General features: G+C 68.2%; 19 protein-coding genes and 1 tRNA gene (1 of these 20 cut by a window edge). 14 read left to right on the top strand and 6 right to left on the bottom strand.

Translation table 11 applies throughout. The annotated features are described in order from the left end of the window. The 7 genes from ASF39_RS08245 to ASF39_RS08275 form a co-directional block, all read left to right on the top strand. Positions 1-293: the 3' end of a cytochrome ubiquinol oxidase subunit I gene (locus tag ASF39_RS08245; protein ID WP_055888075.1), read on the top strand. It extends 1,135 nt beyond the left edge of the window; the window shows 293 of its 1,428 coding nt (coding positions 1,136-1,428); its start codon lies off the left edge, out of view; its stop codon occupies positions 291-293. Between the two features lie 10 nt (positions 294-303). Next, positions 304-1,311 (top strand): cytochrome d ubiquinol oxidase subunit II, encoded by a 1,008-nt coding sequence (gene cydB / locus ASF39_RS08250; RefSeq protein ID WP_055888073.1) that lies wholly within the window; start codon positions 304-306, stop codon positions 1,309-1,311. Further along, entirely contained in the window at positions 1,311-1,442 is a 132-nt protein-coding gene (locus ASF39_RS08255; protein ID WP_055888071.1) for a DUF2474 domain-containing protein, read from the top strand. The genes cydB and ASF39_RS08255 overlap by 1 nt, the downstream gene beginning before the upstream one ends. 30 nt (positions 1,443-1,472) lie before the next feature. Then, positions 1,473-2,057: a GbsR/MarR family transcriptional regulator gene (locus ASF39_RS08260; protein WP_056283469.1), complete on the top strand. Its 585-nt coding sequence runs from the start codon at positions 1,473-1,475 to the stop codon at positions 2,055-2,057. A 423-nt stretch (positions 2,058-2,480) separates the two neighbouring features. After that, on the top strand, positions 2,481-2,666 hold the full coding sequence (locus ASF39_RS21130) for a hypothetical protein (protein ID WP_156648433.1): 186 nt from the start codon (positions 2,481-2,483) through the stop codon (positions 2,664-2,666). Between the two features lie 200 nt (positions 2,667-2,866). Continuing rightward, on the top strand, positions 2,867-3,739 hold the full coding sequence (locus ASF39_RS08270) for an HD domain-containing phosphohydrolase (protein WP_244472322.1): 873 nt from the start codon (positions 2,867-2,869) through the stop codon (positions 3,737-3,739). A gap of 1,145 nt (positions 3,740-4,884) precedes the next feature. Further along, positions 4,885-6,576, top strand: coding sequence for a HAMP domain-containing methyl-accepting chemotaxis protein (locus tag ASF39_RS08275; protein WP_056282714.1), 1,692 nt, complete (start codon positions 4,885-4,887; stop codon positions 6,574-6,576). Position 6,577: 1 nt separating this feature from the next. Here the strand turns inward: ASF39_RS08275 and ASF39_RS08280 are convergent, their stop codons facing one another. Continuing rightward, positions 6,578-7,870 carry an ArgE/DapE family deacylase gene (locus ASF39_RS08280; RefSeq protein ID WP_056282717.1) on the bottom strand — a complete coding sequence of 431 codons (1,293 nt, stop codon included), beginning with the start codon at positions 7,868-7,870 and terminating at the stop codon, positions 6,578-6,580. A 137-nt stretch (positions 7,871-8,007) separates the two neighbouring features. Between ASF39_RS08280 and ASF39_RS08285 the strand changes: the two genes are divergently transcribed. Further along, positions 8,008-8,313 (top strand): hypothetical protein, encoded by a 306-nt coding sequence (locus ASF39_RS08285; RefSeq protein WP_056282721.1) that lies wholly within the window; start codon positions 8,008-8,010, stop codon positions 8,311-8,313. 99 nt (positions 8,314-8,412) lie between these two features. On the opposite strand, the gene ASF39_RS08290 is transcribed toward ASF39_RS08285, so the two are convergent. After that, positions 8,413-10,080 carry a TolC family protein gene (locus tag ASF39_RS08290; RefSeq protein WP_056282724.1) on the bottom strand — a complete coding sequence of 556 codons (1,668 nt, stop codon included), beginning with the start codon at positions 10,078-10,080 and terminating at the stop codon, positions 8,413-8,415. Between the two features lie 261 nt (positions 10,081-10,341). Between ASF39_RS08290 and ASF39_RS08295 the strand changes: the two genes are divergently transcribed. Next, positions 10,342-11,145 (top strand): alpha/beta fold hydrolase, encoded by an 804-nt coding sequence (locus tag ASF39_RS08295; protein WP_056282727.1) that lies wholly within the window; start codon positions 10,342-10,344, stop codon positions 11,143-11,145. 6 nt (positions 11,146-11,151) lie between these two features. Here ASF39_RS08295 and ASF39_RS08300 read toward each other — a convergent pair whose 3' ends face one another. After that, positions 11,152-12,348 (bottom strand): beta-ketoacyl-[acyl-carrier-protein] synthase family protein, encoded by a 1,197-nt coding sequence (locus tag ASF39_RS08300; protein ID WP_056282730.1) that lies wholly within the window; start codon positions 12,346-12,348, stop codon positions 11,152-11,154. Continuing rightward, positions 12,345-12,635: an acyl carrier protein gene (locus ASF39_RS08305; RefSeq protein ID WP_055888055.1), complete on the bottom strand. Its 291-nt coding sequence runs from the start codon at positions 12,633-12,635 to the stop codon at positions 12,345-12,347. The genes ASF39_RS08300 and ASF39_RS08305 overlap by 4 nt, the downstream gene beginning before the upstream one ends. Positions 12,636-12,909: 274 nt before the next feature. On the opposite strand from ASF39_RS08305, the gene purB reads away from it, so the two are divergent. Next, positions 12,910-14,217 carry an adenylosuccinate lyase gene (gene purB / locus ASF39_RS08310; protein ID WP_055888054.1) on the top strand — a complete coding sequence of 436 codons (1,308 nt, stop codon included), beginning with the start codon at positions 12,910-12,912 and terminating at the stop codon, positions 14,215-14,217. 61 nt (positions 14,218-14,278) lie between these two features. Next, positions 14,279-15,130 carry a D-amino-acid transaminase gene (locus ASF39_RS08315; protein WP_056282733.1) on the top strand — a complete coding sequence of 284 codons (852 nt, stop codon included), beginning with the start codon at positions 14,279-14,281 and terminating at the stop codon, positions 15,128-15,130. 82 nt (positions 15,131-15,212) lie between these two features. Here ASF39_RS08315 and ASF39_RS08320 read toward each other — a convergent pair. Then, positions 15,213-15,297, bottom strand: a tRNA-Leu gene (locus ASF39_RS08320). Between the two features lie 173 nt (positions 15,298-15,470). On the opposite strand from ASF39_RS08320, the gene ASF39_RS08325 reads away from it, so the two are divergent. Beyond that, positions 15,471-16,157 (top strand): PspA/IM30 family protein, encoded by a 687-nt coding sequence (locus ASF39_RS08325; RefSeq protein WP_056282735.1) that lies wholly within the window; start codon positions 15,471-15,473, stop codon positions 16,155-16,157. A gap of 54 nt (positions 16,158-16,211) precedes the next feature. Next, positions 16,212-16,484, top strand: coding sequence for a YiaA/YiaB family inner membrane protein (locus ASF39_RS08330; RefSeq protein WP_056282738.1), 273 nt, complete (start codon positions 16,212-16,214; stop codon positions 16,482-16,484). Positions 16,485-16,627: 143 nt separating this feature from the next. Here the strand turns inward: ASF39_RS08330 and ASF39_RS08335 are convergent, their stop codons facing one another. Beyond that, positions 16,628-16,939: a hypothetical protein gene (locus tag ASF39_RS08335; protein ID WP_056283476.1), complete on the bottom strand. Its 312-nt coding sequence runs from the start codon at positions 16,937-16,939 to the stop codon at positions 16,628-16,630. Between the two features lie 446 nt (positions 16,940-17,385). On the opposite strand from ASF39_RS08335, the gene ASF39_RS08340 reads away from it, so the two are divergent. Then, positions 17,386-17,913: a cupin domain-containing protein gene (locus ASF39_RS08340; RefSeq protein WP_055888045.1), complete on the top strand. Its 528-nt coding sequence runs from the start codon at positions 17,386-17,388 to the stop codon at positions 17,911-17,913. Positions 17,914-18,043: the final 130 nt, after the last annotated feature.

The following is an 18,043-nucleotide window of genomic DNA, read 5'->3' on the forward strand; positions in this document are numbered from 1 at the left end:
CGGTCCTCGCCGGCTGGATCACCACCGAGGTCGGGCGCCAACCCTTCACGGTCTACGGCCTGCTGCGCACGGCGGATTCCGCCTCTCCGCTCTCGGCGCCCGCGGTCGCGGCCTCGCTCACCGCCTTCGTCGTCATCTACTTCGCGGTGTTCTCCATGGGCGTCCTCTACATCCTGCGCCTGATGGCCAAGCCGCCGATGCCCGGAGAGCACGGCGTCGAGGCCAACGTCCCGACCCGCACCGCCGGCATCACCCCGGCCCCCGCCCACGCTTACCCGCAACCGGCCGAGTGAGGACGCCACCATGATCGACACCCTCGACCTGACGGTGATCTGGGCCTTCATCATCGCCTTCGCGGTGTTCGCCTACATCGTGATGGACGGCTTCGACCTGGGCATCGGCATCCTGTTCCCGGCCTTCCGGCCGGGGGCGGAGCGCGACACCGCCATGAACTCCGTCGCCCCCGTCTGGGACGGCAACGAGACCTGGCTGGTCCTGGGCGGTGGCGGCCTGTTCGCGGTTTTCCCGCTCGCCTACGCCATCATCATGCCCGCCCTCTACGCGCCGATCATCGCGATGCTGCTGGGGCTGGTGTTCCGCGGCGTCGCCTTCGAGTTCCGCTGGCGCGATCCCGACCACCGGGCGTTCTGGGATATCGCCTTCACCGGCGGCTCGGTGGTGGCGACCCTGTCCCAGGGCATCGCGCTCGGCGCCCTCCTCCAGGGCATCAAGGTCGAGGGCCGGGCCTATGCCGGCGGCTGGTGGGACTGGCTCTCGCCGTTCACCGTGCTCGTCGGCATCGGGCTGCTGTTCGGCTACGCACTGCTCGGCGCCACCTGGCTCGTGATGCGGACCGAGGGGCCCTTGCGCGACAGGGCCCGGTCGCTTTCGCTCTGGCTCGGAGGCGCCACCCTGGTCGCGATCGGCGGCGTCAGCGCGGCCACGCCCTTCCTCGAGGGTCAGTATTGGGAACGCTGGTTCTCGATGCCCAACGTCCTCCTCACCACGCAGGTGCCGCTGCTCGTGGGCGTGGCCGGGTTCCTGTTCTTCCGGACCCTGACACGCGGCGCCGACCGCGCCCCGTTCCTGATCGCCCTCGGCCTGTTCCTCCTGTCCTTCATCGGCCTGGGCATCAGCATCTTCCCCGACATCGTGCCGGGTCGGGTCACGATCTGGCAGGCGGCCGCCCCCCATGCCAGCCAGGTCTTCATCCTGGTGGGCGCCGCGGTGCTGATTCCCCTCATCCTCACCTACACCGCGTATTCCTATTGGGTGTTCCGGGGGAAGGTCGATTCCTCGGGGTACCATTGATGGCAGGGCCATCGGTCGGGCCGGGGCCGCTCTGGCGGCGCCTCGCCTGGTTCGCCGTCATCTGGGCCGCCAGCATCCTCGCCCTCGGTGTCGTCGGTTTCATCCTCAAGACCTGGCTCAAGGCCGCGTGAGAACGTCTCGTGCCAGACCGTAAAGTCGCCCTGCCGCTCTCGCCCCTCGTCCAGACCTTCGTGCTGCATTTCGGCGAGATGGGGTCGCGCTGGGGCATCAACCGCACCGTCGGGCAGATCTACGCCCTGTTGTTCGTCTCGGAGCGCCCGCTGACCGCCGACGAGATCGTCGACCATCTCGGGCTGTCGCGTTCGAACGTCAGCATGGGCCTCAAGGAACTGCAGGCCTGGAACCTCGTGCGCCTGCAGCACCGCCCCGGCGACCGTCGCGACCACTTCTCGACCCCAGACGACATCTGGCAGATCGTTCGCACCCTCGCGGAGGAGCGCAAGAAGCGCGAGATCGACCCGACGCTGACGATGCTGCGCGAGAACCTGATGCAGGACGCCCAGACCGGCGAGGACGGCTATGCCCAGGACCGTCTGCGGGAGATGCACGACCTGCTGGAACTCCTCACGGGATGGTACTCCGATGTCCAGAAACTCGAGACCGAGCGCCTCCTGCAACTCCTGACCCTCGGCTCGAAGGTCCAGAAGGTCCTCGAGGCCAAGGATCGGGTGATGGGACTGCCCGCGCGCCTGCGGAGATCGAAAGCGCAGGACACCGAAGTCTGACCGGATCCTCGGCCCGTCCGCGACGGGCCGAGGCTGTGTGGACACGCGTCTGCGGCCTGGAAAGGCCTGACGGCGATGTGCGCAACCTGGGCGGGCTTTCGACCTCGCGGGCCGTAGACCCTCGACGATTGCGACGAGCCGGCCGATGGCCTCGGCACCGGGGCATGGACAGTCCAGCCGCATCCCGATCGGGATGTGACGCTTTTGACCATTGATTTGATAAAGGCCCTCCCTCCATAAATATTGCGCCGCGATTGATGGCTATGCCTCTTTCTCGAAGGCTCTCCAATTCCCTTTTTATAAATCAGAACCGAATCATTGTTTGAAGATATCGACGCCTCGACGAGGCAAAAGCGAGCGCCTCGGAACAAGACGAATTGGATCGTCCTGATCCGGATCCCGAATGGGGCCGAGACGCACAGCATGGCGCAAGACGTCTTCGAGACGGGCGCCAGCATCGGCATGCCTGCCTACAGCGAACGTCCCGACGGGCTCACAGTGAAGATCATCCGCATGGACGACGTCTGCTCGGTCGACCGGGCCGGGCGCGCCGCAAGCCTCGCGGACGCCCCATCAATCGCCGGGAACCCGGCCTGGTCGTCGTCGTGATTGCGGGCGAGGGCACGGCGCCGCGCGCTCGTGCGAAGCGCGTCCTCTGGGTCACGGACGATCCGGGCCGCAACGCGGCGCTGATCCTTCAGGTCGCCCCGGCGGTGGACTGCCGGATGCACGATTTGTCCGGCGATACCGCCCCGGCGGAACCGTGTGCGACGGTGATCTGCGACGTCGCTCATCTCGACGACGGCGCCATGGTCCGCCTGCACGCCTTACGCGAGTCGTCGCCGATCAAGGGGCCGCTGATCGTCATCCAGGCGCGGGAAAGCCGCCGCACCCGCCTCCAGGCCATCAAGCTTGGCGCGACGCACATCCTGTCGGGCCCCGTCGACGTGCAGCGCATCCGGTCCGCCCTCGGGGTACAGGAAGATGCACCGCCACGGCCGCTCGCCCCGCATGTCGCCGCACAGGCGGCACGGGTCAGTGCCTTCTATACCGACGTGTTCGTGGCCGATCGCCCGATCACGCCGACCGTGATCGACAACGGGACGGAGCTGATCGAGCGCGCGATCCGGGAAACCGGCATCCGGGACTGGATCGGGGCGATACACCGCTTCGACGATGCCACGCATCAACACTGCTTGCTCGTCGCCGGCATCGCGGCGGCGTTCGCCACGCATCTCGGGCTCGGCGCCCTCGACCGGCACCGCCTGACCAAGGCCGCGCTCGTGCACGATGTCGGCAAGATCCACGTCCCAACCGCGATCCTCAACAAGCCAGGGCGCCTCGACGACGCCGAGATGGCGGTGATGCGACTCCACCCGGCGCGGGGACATGCCATGCTCGCCGACCAGGGCTTTTCGACCGAGCTGCTGACCGTGGTGCGCTCGCACCACGAGATGTTGGACGGTTCGGGCTACCCGGATGGGCTGAAGGAGGCGGAGATTCCGGATCTGGTGCGCCTCGTCACGGTCTGCGACATCTACGGGGCGCTGATCGAACGGCGTTCCTACAAGCCGCCGATGCCGTCGGCGCAGGCCTACGCGATCCTGACGGCAATGGAGGAGCGCCTGGACCCCGTGCTGGTGCGGGCGTTCGCGCCCATCGCCGACGCCTTCTCCCCCTGACCCCGCGGCTCTCCCCGCTCCCGCCATGAGGCCGGCAGGGTTTTCTCAACGTCCCCTCCGGCCGCACCAGTAGGACCGCCGTCCGCATCGCGGCGCGCGATGCATGGTCCGTGGCCTCCCGGTTCGCGATCACCACGGAGGCTCCTTCATGTGCGCGGACGGCTGGGGCGAGGTCGATCCGATGCCCTCGCAGGCCGATTGCGGTCATGCTCGGGCGCCGCGCGGGCTCGATGATGCGGGGCCCGCTTGAAGCGAGCGGACCCCCCGTCTGCTTTTCCGGTCCTATCGGATTCGTTGCGACGTCACCCCGATCGCGTCACAGAGAAGAATCTGCGACAGGCCTTCGCGCTTTTGCAAACATCGATGCGCGCTCGTGTGAGCCGATGCAGGTCGGCGGTGTCATGACGATCTATAAAAGCGATGCCCCTCAAGGTTTTATCGCCTTTGCACGATGTGCCAGCGGCTACGCTGATGCCACGGATTTCGATCCCAGGAACTCGATCACGGCGATCGGTTGTCCCTCGCATCGAGTGGCGACCTGCGCCGTCGGGTCGGCAGTGGAGCGGGTGAGCATATGCAAACGCGAACCCCGGCCTATCGCCGCGGCGGACCGAAGCGTGGCTCGTACAAATGGGTCAGGCCTCGACCCCAACAGCGGCCATTGCTTCTGATACTTTCGAATAAAAGACGTTATTTAATATTGCCAATTAAATAAACTGATTATTTAATTTTGTAAGAAACCTAAATGAAGATTTGATAACGAATTTTATTAAAACGACCCGCCCTTCAATCTCGAACGCCGAGCCATGTTTCTTTTGCGGAACCTCGACCCGCGTATATGCCTTTCTTTCTGACCAAAGTTTATAATTCAATCTTGAATCAATATAATTATATTCATATTTATGTTATCCATAAAAATATGGATGTTGATTTTTGCATTCACATAAATATTCTTATATTATCAATTAAAAAATAATAGTCCTTTGCATCGATCTTTTACATGTAATAATATTGAATTCAAATTTTGTACTAAGGATAATATAACTACGGCTGCTTACTGAATAGACAGACGATTTAATCAATTTTTAACGGTAGACTTGCCATTGTTATAACTGAACCAGATGATTTTCCAGAAGGCCCGACCAATGAAATTTTTCGGTAACCTCAGCCTGCTGACGAAGATCGCCCTTCCCCTGGCGATCACAGCGCTCTTGGCGGCGGGCCTCGTCGCCTATGCCCGATCGGCCCTCGTCACCCTCGCGGAGCAGACCAACCAGATCGCGCAGGTCCAGGCGGCGCGGCAGGCTCAGATCCTGACCGTCCAGATCGCAGTCACGGAAGCGACGATCCAGAACCGGAACATCCTGATCGAGACGGATTCCGCGAAGCGGCAAGGCTATTACACCCGGCAGCTCGCCTCCATCAAGACGGGCTACGACGCCATGGATCGCCTCGTCCAGCTCGCGGACACCGAGCAGCGAAAGACGGCGAACCAAACCCTGCGGGCGAGACTGGAATCCTACACCGAGGTTCTCCAACGCTCGACCGCCCTCGGCATGAAGGGTGACGCCAGCTCCGGAATGCAGCTTGCCCAGGAAGAGGCTGCACCGCGGCGCGCGAAGATTCGGGAGGAAATCGGAGCTCGCACCGCGCTCCTGGAGCAGGAACTCAAGGTCGCGTCCGGCGACGCGGAGCGCCTCGCGGCCTCGTCGACCACCCTGCTGATGGTATCGGCCGGCCTCGGCCTCTCGGCCGCCCTGGGGCTCGCCGCCGCCATCGTCGTGCTGGGCGTGTCGCGCCCCATCGGCCGCATGACCACCGCCATGGGCCAGCTCGCCCGGGGCGATCTGGACATTGCCGTCGAGGGCGTGGAACGGAAGGACGAGATCGGCCTGCTGGCGCGCTCCCTCGCCGTGTTCAAGGACAACGCCGTGACGGCCCGGCGCCTCGCGGCCGAGCAGGAGGTCGAGAACGCCGGCAAGATGCGCCGCGCCGAGATCCTGGAGGGTCTGACCAAGCGCTTCGAATCCGACATCTCGGTCCTGACCGATGGCCTGGCGGGTGCGGCCACGGAGATGGAGGCCACCGCTCAGTCGATGTCCGCCACCGCCGAGCAGGCGATCCAGCAGGCGGTATCGGTGGCGGGTGCGGCCGAGCAGACCTCCGCCAACGTGCAGACCGTGGCCGCGGCCAGCGAGGAGATGTCGGCCTCGATCCAGGAGATCGTCGGTCAGGTGAGCCAATCCTCGACTTACGCGGACCAGGCCGTGGCGGATACGCGCCGGACGGAGGCCACCGTGCAGCGGCTCGCCGTCGTCGCCGACAGCATCACCGACGTGGTCGCCATGATCCAGACCATCGCGGGCCAAACCAACCTGCTGGCGCTCAACGCCACCATCGAGGCGGCGCGCGCCGGCGAGGCCGGACGGGGATTCGCCGTGGTCGCGACGGAGGTGAAGGAACTCGCGGGGCAGACGGCACGGGCCACCGAAGACATCCGCGTGAAGATCGGCGAGATCCAGGGCGCGACGGGCGAGGTGGTGAGCGACATCGCCCGCATCGGCAAGACCATCGCCGACATGTCCGGCTTCTCGTCCGGCATCGCCGCGGCGATGGAGCAGCAGGGCGCCGCGACCCAGGAGATCGCCCGCAACGTGCAGGAAGCCGCCCAGGGCACCCAGAACGTGACGAGCAACATCGAGCACGTCCGCATCGGCGCCGGAACCACCAGTGCGGCCGCCACCCAGGTGCTCGGCGCGGCGCGAGAGCTGTCGCGCTACTCCGAGAGCCTCGGTGAAGAGGTGAAACGCTTCCTGTCAGGCGTGAAGGCGGCCTGATTCACTTTAAAGCGACCGGCTCGGTCCCGCACCAGCGCGCGATGAACAGAGCCATCGCCGTAGTGACCCGCTGCAGCGACGACAGGCTCACGCGCTCGTCGAAGCCGTGGATGTTCTCGCCGACCGGGCCGTAGCAGAGGGCCGGCACCCGGTCGTAGAGGGCATGCACGCGGGCATCGAGATAGCAGGGCATCGTCACGCTCCGCATGGCATCGCCCGTGGCGGCCCGGTGGGCGTCGGCCAGGACCGCTTCGGCGTCCGACCCTTCGTCGAGGACATAGCCTTGCGCGAAGAAGCCGTCGAAGGTCACCCGCGGCGGCGTGCGGCATAGGAAAGGATCGGTGGCGGCGACATCGGCGACACACGCCTCGATCGCCCGAGCGGCCGCGTCGGCCGCCATGCCCGGATAGAGGGCGATCCGGCACGAGGCGCGGCACCAGGCCGGGACCGACGAGGCCCAGTCGCCCCCCTCGATCCGGCCGAGGTTGAGGTTGATGGGATGGGCGAGCGCCGCGAAATGCGGGTGCCGGTCCTTCTGTGCGTTCCAGGCCGCCTCGAGACCGCGCAGGGCCGCGATCACGCGGTAGACCGCGTCGATGGCGTTGGCGCCCTCCCCCATCTCGCGGACATGGACCGGCCGACCCCGGACCTCGACCGTGAACCAGAGGACGCCCACGTTGGCCCGCACCAGCCGCTCGTCCATGGGTTCGGGGATGAGCACCGCCTCGGCGCGGTAGCCGGCCAGGTGGGTCATCAGGGCGCCGTTGCCGGTGGATTCCTCCTCGACCACCGATTGCAGGATCACCTCCGCGGCCGGCTGGTGGCCGAGGCGGCGCAGCGCGTCGAGGGCGAACAGGTTGGCGGCGTGGCCCGCCTTCATGTCGGCCGCACCGCGCCCGTAGAGCCAGTCGCCGACGATCGCCGGCTCGAACGGGGAATGCGTCCAGAGATCGCCCGGCCCGGCCGGGACCACGTCGACATGGGCCTGGAGGATCAAGGACCGGCCTGGCGTTCGGCGCGGGCGATGCCGGCCGATCACGATGGGCGCATCCGAATGTTCAGCCGTGACGGGCGCGCCGCCGGGATGGGCGGCGATGGCCACGGGGTCGAGGGCGAGTTCCGCCACCTCGTAGCCGCGCCCGGCGAAGGCCCGCGCCGTCCAGGCCTGGACCGCATGCTCGCGTCCCCGGGTCGAGGCGAACCCGACGAGGGCACGGGTGTGCGCGATCTGCCCGGCGAATCCCTCGGCGACCGCGGCGGCGATGTCGTCGTCGGAGGGAGCGGTTCCTGTCATCGCAACGCCTTTCGAAGGGGGTTCGATCACGGTCCCCATCTGGCGCCGAGCCCGCCATGGCCGACGCGATTGAACAGAACCCGGCCTGCCGCGGTTGGCCCTGCAGAGATCGCTTTCGGATCCTTCGGAGTCATACCATGCGCAGCACCACTTTCGCCCTCGCCGCCTCGCTCGCCCTCGCCCTCGGCGGCGGTGCCTTCGCCCAGACGCCCGCCGGCGGCGGCAGCGCCGAGGGTAACCTCAACAACCCCGGCAGCGTGAAGAGCAACGGCGAGAAGGCGATGGAGCGCAGCACCGGATCGGCCACCGGACTGCCCGACACCGCCACCGGATCGACCCGGACGAACCCGGCGATGGTTCCTCCCGGCGCCGGCCCGGCCGGAACCGGCATGCCCCCGGGCACCGGCGGCACCGCCGGCGGTCCGGGCGGCATCAACCGCTGAAGCCAGCGTTCCTAACGACGCATACACGACAACGGGAAGGCCGGGCTCAGCCCGGCCTTTTTCACATGAAACGTCGGACCGAGGGTGGGCCGGGCCTACCTACCCCTTGTCGCGGGCGTCGGTGCGCAGCCCGATCGGTTCTGCCCTGCCGCCACGCACGACGCCGGATTTGGCGGGCGCCGGCTTTTCGGGAACGGATTTGGCGGTGGCCATCGTGGCCGGACCGGGCTTGCCGACATCTGCGCGGACGGGGCCACCCATCGATGGGGGCAGCGAGAGCGCCGGGCGTTCGCCCGAGGGCCGTCGCGGCAGCGCGGCCCCTTTCCCCGTCGTGTCCCGCGCCGTCGGCTTGCCGGTGATGGCGGGCGCGAGGCTTCCCGTGGTGAACGGATCGCCGGGCGGCGGGGCGAGCAGCGCGATCGGTCCCGCCACCAGTCCCGGAGCGGGCGACCCGAGGCGCCCCATGGCGGCGGCCAGGGCGAAGGCGAGGCGGTCGCGCTCGGCTTCGCCGGTGGCGAGCAGGATCTCGGCGATCGCCAGTTCGGAGCGGCTGTTGAGCTCGTCGATGACGGTCCGGAAACCCGCGCCGCGCTCGATCTCGTAACCGTGCACCGCCCCGCGCAGGGCCGCGACGCGCCGGGCGAGGGTGGCGACCTGCGCCTGGTAGGCGGCGCGGCGCTGGAACACCGTCCTGGCGCTGGTCACGGTGCGGAGGATCGCGTCCTCGGTGTCGTAGAACTTCTGCTGGGCGAAGGCGGAGGCCTCGGCGATCCGCGGATAGGCGCCGGGCTCGTAGAGCGGGATCCTGGCCTGGACCTGCGTCGTGGTCTCGCGGATGCTGCGCAGGGTCGGCGTGATGTCGGTCTGCCGGCCGTGGGTGAATTGCAGGGAGAGCTGCGGCAGCAGCGCACCCTTGGCCGCATCGGCGAGCTGGCCGGCCGCCTGGGTCTCGAGGCGGGCCGCGGCCAGGCGCGGACTCTCGGCGCGCACGATGTCGGCGAGCTCGGCCTCGCTGCGCGGCAGCGGCGGCAGGCGCGGTGGCGACAGCCGCGTGGCGGGGATGCCGGTGATGCGGGTGAAATCGATCTCGGACGCCTTGAGGTCGGCGATGGCGAGTTCGACCCCGGCGCTGGCGTCGGCGACGCGGGAATCGGCCAGGGCACTGTCGGTGAGGGTGGCATCGTTGACCGCCACCTGCGCCTCGACCCCGCGCCGGATCGTCTCGATGCTCTGGAGCTGGCGCTGGCGATGGCCGAGGACCTTGCGGTCGCGGATCACCGCCAGATAGGCGGCCGCGGTCTCGAACAGCAGTTGTTGGCGGACGTCGTGGGTGATCAGGCGCCCGGCCTCCGCCAGGGTCCGCGCCGACAGCAGCGAGTTCCAGCGCTGGAAACCGTCGAACAGCGGCAGGTCGACGGTGATGCCGTATTGGTTGGGGCGGTAGCGCGGCGTCGAATCGACCCCCGCATCGAAGATCGGCAGGTCGGGATGGTACTTGATCTTGCTGTCGAGGGGCTTGGAGCCGACCAGCGCGATGCTGGGGAGGAACGCGTCGATGGTGCCGCGCAGGCGGGCCTCGGCTCCGTCCTGGCGCGCCTTGTTGGAGCGCAGCACGTAGCTTTGGTCGAAGGCGAAGTTCTGCGCCGCTTCCAACTGCTGGGCCGCGACCGGCGCGAGCGGGGCGAGCGCCCACGCGACGGACAGGGCGGCGAGGCCGCCTCTCGCCCGGCGGCCGGTGCCGCGTTTCTCGCCTGCGCGCCACTGCACCGGACCCGTACTCCTCAGGTTCACGCGATCGAAGGCGACCGCCCCTCGGCCCCGCCGCCCCCTTATGGTTAGCGTGCCGCTAAAATTCCCTTAAGCATTGGTGGAGCGCGCCGTCCCATCCGGTTTGTTTACGACTAGGGCGTAGTTTGGGGAGGTTCGACGGACGATAGACTGTCGACGATGGTCGACCAGACGGCGCACCGCATGTCCAGACATCCAGCCGATAGCCTGGGCGGACAGCGGATCGAGGCGAGGCGAGCGATGATGCGTCCGGCAGGTTACGCGGCCCTGTTCGCGGCGGGCACCTTCGCGGTGGCCCTGGCCTACGAAGGTGCCGTCCGCTACCTGCGCAGCCAGGTGTTCCAGCCCGATCCGGGCCCGATCACGGCGGTGACCCGCGACGGCGTCGCCTTCTCGCCCCTCACCCTGACCCGGGCCGACGGCACCACCGTGACGGGGTTGCAGGCGACGGGCTCCCGGCCGGGCAAAGCCGTGGTGGTCTATCTCCACGGCAACGGCGGCAGTGCCCTCACCGGCGCCCACGACGCGGCGATCCTGGCCACCGTCGGCTACGATCTCGTCATCGCCGATTACGCGGGCTACGGCGGCAACCCCGGCTCGCCCTCCCAAAGCGGGCTCGTCGCCGATGCGGACGCGTTCCTCGCCAGGGGCCACGTCATCGCCGAGGGGCGCCCGCTCCTGCTGATCGGCCACTCCCTCGGAGGGGCGCTCGCCGTCCTGGTGGCGGGAGACGCTCCGATCGCCGGGCTCCTGACCATCGGTGCCGTCGCCCGGCTGTCGGACCTCGTCCCGGTCCTGGCCCGCCCGTTCCTGCGCGACCGCTTCGACGCGCTGGCGTCGGCCTCGCGCGTCACGGCGCCGTGGCTCATCGCGCACGGCGAGGCGGACGAGGTCGTCCCCGCCTCCGACGCGGTCCGTCTCGCCGGCGCACGGGCGCAGTCCCGCCGTGAACTCGACATCGCGACGGGTCTCGCCCACCCGGTGGAACCGGCCAGTCTTCTCGGGCTCACCGAGCGCCTGTTCGCGATGCGTGCCAGATCCTGACGCCGGTCAGGACAGGCTCGTGAAGACCAGCGAGGCGTTGAGCCCGCCAAAGGCGAAGGAGTTCGACATCGCCACCGGGATCGGCATCGTTCGGGCTTGGTTGGGGATGTAGTCGAGGTCGCAATCGGGATCGACCCCGTCGAAGTTGGCGGTCGGCGGAGCGATGCCGTGCTGCATGGCCAGCACCGTGGCGATGGCCTCGAGGGCGCCGGCCGCGCCCAGGGCGTGGCCGGTCACGCCCTTCGTCGAGGAGGCCGGCGGGCAGGTGGCCGCGCCGAACACCGCCTTCATGGCGGCGGTCTCGCTGCGGTCGTTGGCGGTGGTGCCGGTGCCGTGGGCGTTGACGTAGGCCACGTCCGACGGCGAGAGGCCGGCGTCGGCCAGGGCGAGGCGCATGGCCCCGGCCATGCCCTCGACGTTGGGCGCCACGATGTCGGCCGCATCGGCGTTGGAGCCGAAGCCCGCGACCACGATGCCGGACCGATGGCCACGGCGGGCGGCGTGTTCGGCCGTCTCCAGAATCAGAATGCCGGCCCCCTCCGAGAGGATGAGACCGTCACGCCCGGCCGCGAACGGCCGGCAGGCGGTCTTCGACATGATCCGCATCGATTCCCAGGCCCGGATCGTGCCCACCGACAACGGCGCCTCGCAGCCGCCGGTGATGACGATGTCGGCGAGCCCCCCGCGCAGGAACTGCAGGGCGAGCCCGATGGCGTGGGTCGCCGAAGCGCAGGCGCTCGACGTGACGAAGCATGGACCGCGCGCGCCCGTGGCGATGGAGACCCAGCTCGCCGACGAACTCACCATGGCTTTCGCCACGGTCATCGGATGCAGCCGCTTGTTGTTCTGGCCGTAGAGCCGGACGTATTGGTCGTCCATGCTGCACTGACCGCCGGCCCCGTTGCCGAGGATGACCGCGGCCCGCGTCGGATCGGGCAGGCCGTCCGCCAACCCGGCGTCGGCCATGGCCTGGCGGGTGGCCGCCAGGGCGAAGAGGGCGCTGCGGTCGCAGGCGGAAGTCGCGATGCCGGGGTCCTTCAGGATCGCGGCGTCGGTAATCTGCGCCACCGTCACCCCCGATCCCGGCAGCCCGACGGCCTCGCCGAGCACCGGCGCGGCGGCCACCAGGCTCGCCCAGAACGTCTCGGCGCAAAGGCCGTTGGGGGCGACGACCCCGACGCCCGAGACGACGACCGTGGTCACGCGGCGATCTTCCGGGTCTTGAAGCTGGCGATCTCACCGGCCAGGTCGCCGATGGTCTTCAGGTCGGTGAACTTCAGGTTGGCGTTGAAATCGAGGTCGATGCCGTAATGGTCCTCGATCTTGAACAGGATCTCGACGAAGTCGAAGGAATCGATGCCCACCGCCTCGATCGTGGTGGCAGCGGAAAGCGGCTCGCCCGCTTCCGTACGGTAGGGCTGCAGGGTCTCGATGAGGAACGCGACGACGGAATCGTGCGTGGCGTCTTCGATCTTGGACGGTGTGCTCATGGTCCGCTCCCCCTCGATAAGTTGTCGATGTCCGATGAAGAGAGGCTAATCCGTTCAAGTTAGTCATGCAATTTCTGATCAAAATTAATCTTAATCGGGCCGTCACTGATCAGGCCATGACCAGCCCACCGAAACCGCCCGCTTCGGAACCGGAGAGGGCCTCTGCAAGGCCGGACCCGTCTTGCCTTCCGCACCCTCATCACCTAGCGATCCCGTCATCAGTCCGGAGGCCGATCCGGCGACCATCGCGGTCCGTCCGCAGGAGCCGTCTTCAATGATCCCCCGCTACAGCCGCCCCGAGATGACGGCGATCTGGTCGCCCGAGACCCGCTTCAGGATCTGGTTCGAGATCGAGGCGCATGCGACCTCGGCGCTGGCCGAGATCGGCGTCGTTCCCAAGGCGGCGGCGGACGTCATCTGGGAGAAGGGCCGCGACGCGGTGTTCGACGTCGCGCGCATCGACGCGATCGAGGCGGTGACCAAGCACGACGTCATCGCCTTCCTCACCCATCTCTCCGAGATCGTCGGCCCGGAGGCGCGCTTCGTCCACCAGGGCATGACCTCGTCGGACGTGCTCGACACCTGCCTCAACGTGCAGCTCGTGCGGGCCGCCGACATCCTGATCGCCGACGTGGACGCCCTGCTGGCGGCGCTCAAGCGCCGCGCCTACGAGCACAAGCTGACCCCGACCATCGGGCGCTCGCACGGCATCCACGCCGAGCCGGTCACCTTCGGCCTCAAGCTCGCCCAGGCCTACGCCGAGTTCGCGCGGGCCCGGGCCAGGCTCGTGGCGGCACGCGAAGAAGTGGCCACCTGCGCGATCTCGGGCGCCGTCGGCACCTTCGCCAACATCGATCCGCGCGTGGAAGTCTATGTGGCGCAGGCGATGGGGCTGACCCCGGAGCCGGTCTCGACCCAGGTGATCCCGCGCGACCGCCACGCGATGTTCTTCGCGACGCTGGGCGTGGTGGCGAGTTCGGTGGAGCGGCTGTCGATCGAGGTGCGCCACCTGCAGCGCACGGAGGTGCTGGAGGCGGAGGAGTTCTTCTCCGAGGGCCAGAAGGGCTCCTCGGCGATGCCGCACAAGCGCAACCCGGTGCTCACCGAGAACCTGACCGGGCTCGCCCGCATGGTGCGCTCGTTCGCCCTGCCGGCCATGGAGAACGTGGCGCTCTGGCACGAGCGCGACATCTCGCATTCCTCCGTGGAGCGCATGATCGGGCCGGATGCGACGGTGACCCTCGACTTCGCCCTGGCCCGCCTGACCGGCGTGATCGACAAGCTCCTGATCTATCCCGAGCAGATGCAGCGCAACCTCGACAAGCTCGGCGGCCTCGTCCATTCGCAGCGCGTGCTGCTGGCCCTGACCCAGGGCGGCCTCTCGCGCGAGGAGTCCTACCGCCTCGTCCAGCGCAACGCGATGCCGGTCTGGCGCGGCGAAGGCGAGTTCCTGGCGCTGCTCAAGGCCGACGCCGAGGTGACCGCCGTCCTCGGCCCCGCCGAGATCGAGGATTGCTTCGACCTCGGCTACCATTTCAAGCATGTGGACACGATCTTCGAGCGGGTGTTCGGCGCCCCCTGAGGGCGCACGAATCCTGCTTTCGGCCCTATAACCGGCACCCGTTCGCGCGAGGAACCACGACGTGTCTGAAGCCCGCATCGTCTATCTCAACGGCGCGTTCCTGCCCTTCGACGAGGCCAAGGTCTCGGTGATGGATCGCGGCTTCCTGTTCGCCGACGGGATCTACGAGGTCTCGGCGGTGCTGGACGGCCGGCTCGTCGACAACGCGGCCCATCTCGCCCGCCTCGACCGGTCGCTCGGCGAGATCGGCATCCGCAATCCGCACACGATCGAGGGCTGGGTCGGCCTCCAGGAGGAGCTGGTACGGCACAACGGGCTCACGGAGGGCCTCGTCTACATGCAGGTGACGCGCGGGGCGTTCGAGCGCGATTTCGCGTTCCCGCCCGCCGAGACGCCGCCCACCGTCATGATGTTCACCCAGGCCAAGACCGTGGCCGCGAACCCCCTGGCCGAGCGCGGCGCCAAGGTCGTCACCGTGCCCGACATCCGCTGGAAGCGGCGCGACATCAAGTCGGTCGCCCTGCTCGCCCAGGTGCTGGCCAAGCAGGAGGCGGCCAAGGCCGGCGTCGCCGAGGCCTGGATGGTGGAGGACGGCTTCGTGACCGAAGGCTCCTCCTCCACGGCCTTCATGGTGGCCGGCGACGCGATCGTCACGCGTCCGCTTTCGACGGCCCTGCTGCCCGGCATCACCCGCCTCGCGGTGATGCGGCTGGCCGGCGACGAAGGCCTGCGCGTCGAGGAGCGCCTCTTCACCGTCGAGGAGGCCGTCGCCGCCGACGAGGCGTTCTACACCAGCGCCTCGGCCTTCGTGATGCCGGTCGTCGCCATCGACGGACGGCCGGTCGGCACCGGCGAACCCGGCCCCCGCGCGCGGCGCCTGCGCGACCTCTATCTGGAGCTGGCGCGCGCTTAGCGGTACGGCGATATCCGGACGGCCACGCTCGCCCAGCCGCCTGTGTCGTCGTCTCGGGGAAGAAGGCGTCTCGGGGAAAAAATGGTGCGGGCGGTCGGAATCGAACCGACACTCCTTGCGGAACCGGATTTTGAGTCCGGCGCGTCTACCAGTTCCACCACGCCCGCAACGCTCGCCTCTTGGCACAAGTTTCGGCGCTCGGCCAGTGGGAGCCGACGTCCCGGCATGTCGGGCCGACGAGCGCCTTTATTTTGAACGGCGTGCAGAAACACACTTACACACCGTTCAAAAGACCTCATATGAGAACCGTGAACACGCTTCACGGGTCCGGAGGTCATCCATGTTCAAGCTTTTCAGGATTCTCGCCCGCGGCACCGCCGCCCAGGCCGAAGAGGATCTGTTCGATCGTCATGCCCTGCTGGTCCTCGATCAGCAGATCCGGGAAACGCGGGTGTCCCTCGAGCGCAGCAAGCTGGCGTTGGCCACAGCCCTGGCGGGCGACCGGGCCGAGGCACGGCGGCGCGAGGAGGTCGCCGCCAGGATCGACGACCTGGAGACGCGGGCCGTCGCGGCCCTGAGCGGCGGTCGCGAAGATTTGGCGGCGGAAGCGGCCGACACCATCGCGGACCTGGAAGGCGAGATCGCGGCCATTGCCGCGGCACGGTTGCGGTTCGGCACCGAGATCGGTCGCCTGCGCCATCTCGTGGCCGACGCCACCCGGCGTCAGGCGGATCTGGAGCGTGGGCGCCGCATCGCGGCTGCCGCCGAAGCCGTCCGGCGCCTGGGCGCCAGCGCCGCCGGCAGCGACCGCGCCACCCTGCGCGAGGCGGAGGCGACGCTCCAGCGCCTGCGTCGCAACCAGGTCGAGGCCGCGGACCTCGACGAGGCGCGGGCCGAGGTCGAACCGGGCCAGGACATCGCCGAAAAACTCGCCCGCGAGGGCTTTGGAGCCGCGAGCCGGCCGCGGGCAGGAGACGTCCTCGAACGCCTTCGCCAGAAGGCGACCATGCAGCCGGCCGGCGCCTGAACGACCCCACCCAGGCACCATTCCCCTCCCTCGTCACGCTTCAGGAGATCGATCATGAACAACGAAACCACGCAGCATTCCGGCGCCTGGGTCGCCTTCACCTACGCCTCGTTCCTGGGCTCCCTCGTCATGGTCGCCCTCGGCATCCTGTTCATGCCGATGGACATCTGGGTGAAGGGCTACCTGACCATGGGCGTGGTCATGCTGGTCCAGTCCTGCATCACCGCCACCAAGACCATCCGCGACGTCCACGAGGGCCGGCGCATGGTCAACCGGATCGAGGACGCCAAGACGGAACGGCTGCTCATGTCGGTGAGCAAGGACTGATCCGGCTCGACCGCGATGCGGCCACCCGAGCGTGTTCCGCGACGGGTGTCCGCGATCGCGGTGGGGCACCCGGACGGCGACAGACCCGACGGCGGCCAATCGAGCCGCACGATGTCCCGACCGCGGTGCCGGGTCGCCGGATCTCAGGCCGCGATACCCTGGGCAGGGATATTCTGGGCAGGGATGTCCTGGGCGACATAGGCCGTCATCATCTCGCAGACGGCGCGGTGGGCGTAGGTGGCGACGCTCTCGTTGCCCAGGACGGGAAAGGCATCGACGATCCTGCGGCCGGCAAGGACCTGTCCGATTTCGTCGGGCGTAAAGCCGTCCTCAAGGGCCGCGGCGGAGGCCGCAAGCCCGTAGAGGCGCGGGATACGGTGCTTCTCCCGGCCCGGCAGCGCCGCCGCAAGGAGTCGCGGGCGCGCCGTGTCACTCCGCCTGTCGTCGTCTCTCATGGCCGTGGCCTCCATCCGATCCTGTGCCAAATCCGTCCTGCTCGCACCTCGAAAGGCGACAGGGTTCTGGCCGCTGAAAGAACGAGTCTGGTATCGCCTTCATTGTCGTTCACCTCGGGTCGGGACCGCCGTTGCTCGGCGACGTCAAAGATTTACCTCTTCCTTGTCGGAATGTGCTTCCAAAGTTCCCTCCCTTGGGAGATCGCACCTCGCGAAGCGGTCCCGATGCGGAGAAGACCGCGACGTCGCCCGTCCCGACCCAGGTGGGCAGCCATCTCCGTCATCGAGCGGGTCTCGTTCCGCGAGCACTCGTCGCCGGTGGCGATGCCCGAAGGGACCGACCCGCGACGTCCCGCAGGCGCATGCCGCGGACCGGGGCCATTCACGATACGAGCGTCGAAGCGGGCGCTGCGCTACGATGAGCCGACACTCGCAGGAGGCCGCCGATGCACGACGAGACGACGCATCCCCACGACCACGCGCACGACCACGGATCGGAGACGGGCGGCGAGGCCCGCGAACGCTGGAAGCACGACGGCGTTCGCGTCATTCCCGGCGACAGCCTCGATTCCAACACCGCCCAGACGCCGGGCATGTTCCGCCAGGCCGCCATCAATCACGCACGCGTCGGCGCCCAGAAGATCTGGGCCGGCACGGTGGCGATCGCTCCCGACGCCAAGACCGGCGTCCACCACCACGGTGCGCTGGAGAGCGTGATCTACGTCATTTCGGGCCGCGCCCGGATGCGCTGGGGCGACAGGCTCGAATACGTCGCCGAGGCGGGACCCGGCGACTTCATCTTCGTGCCCCCTTACGTGCCGCATCAGGAGATCAACGCCGACCCGGACCAGCCGCTTCACTGCGTCCTGGTGCGCTCCGACAACGAAGCGGTGGTGGTCAACATCACCGACGTCGAACCCGTCGAACGGCCAGAGACCGTCCATTGGGTCGACCCGATCCACGCCCACCCGTGAGGACACCGGGCGCCCCCGCCGAAGCCCGGGCACCTGCGATGCCGCGTCCGGTGCCCCGTCGCCGCGAGCCTGTCGCCGGGCGGCGGCCTCGACGAGGCGTCCCGAACGGCCGACGGGATCGGCCGGCCGC

This window comes from Methylobacterium sp. Leaf108, assembly GCF_001423265.1.
GTDB lineage: Bacteria > Pseudomonadota > Alphaproteobacteria > Rhizobiales > Beijerinckiaceae > Methylobacterium.

Coding starts and splice junctions, on each gene's coding strand:
- cydB (WP_055888073.1), top strand. CDS start 304: ATGATCGACACCCTCGACCTGACGGTGATCTGGGCCTTCATCATCGCC.
- ASF39_RS08255 (WP_055888071.1), top strand. CDS start 1,311: ATGGCAGGGCCATCGGTCGGGCCGGGGCCGCTCTGGCGGCGCCTCGCC.
- ASF39_RS21130 (WP_156648433.1), top strand. CDS start 2,481: ATGGCGCAAGACGTCTTCGAGACGGGCGCCAGCATCGGCATGCCTGCC.
- ASF39_RS08270 (WP_244472322.1), top strand. CDS start 2,867: ATGGTCCGCCTGCACGCCTTACGCGAGTCGTCGCCGATCAAGGGGCCG.
- ASF39_RS08275 (WP_056282714.1), top strand. CDS start 4,885: ATGAAATTTTTCGGTAACCTCAGCCTGCTGACGAAGATCGCCCTTCCC.
- ASF39_RS08280 (WP_056282717.1), bottom strand. CDS start 7,870: ATGACAGGAACCGCTCCCTCCGACGACGACATCGCCGCCGCGGTCGCC.
- ASF39_RS08285 (WP_056282721.1), top strand. CDS start 8,008: ATGCGCAGCACCACTTTCGCCCTCGCCGCCTCGCTCGCCCTCGCCCTC.
- ASF39_RS08295 (WP_056282727.1), top strand. CDS start 10,342: ATGATGCGTCCGGCAGGTTACGCGGCCCTGTTCGCGGCGGGCACCTTC.
- ASF39_RS08305 (WP_055888055.1), bottom strand. CDS start 12,635: ATGAGCACACCGTCCAAGATCGAAGACGCCACGCACGATTCCGTCGTC.
- purB (WP_055888054.1), top strand. CDS start 12,910: ATGATCCCCCGCTACAGCCGCCCCGAGATGACGGCGATCTGGTCGCCC.
- ASF39_RS08325 (WP_056282735.1), top strand. CDS start 15,471: ATGTTCAAGCTTTTCAGGATTCTCGCCCGCGGCACCGCCGCCCAGGCC.
- ASF39_RS08330 (WP_056282738.1), top strand. CDS start 16,212: ATGAACAACGAAACCACGCAGCATTCCGGCGCCTGGGTCGCCTTCACC.
- ASF39_RS08335 (WP_056283476.1), bottom strand. CDS start 16,939: ATGAGAGACGACGACAGGCGGAGTGACACGGCGCGCCCGCGACTCCTT.
- ASF39_RS08340 (WP_055888045.1), top strand. CDS start 17,386: ATGCACGACGAGACGACGCATCCCCACGACCACGCGCACGACCACGGA.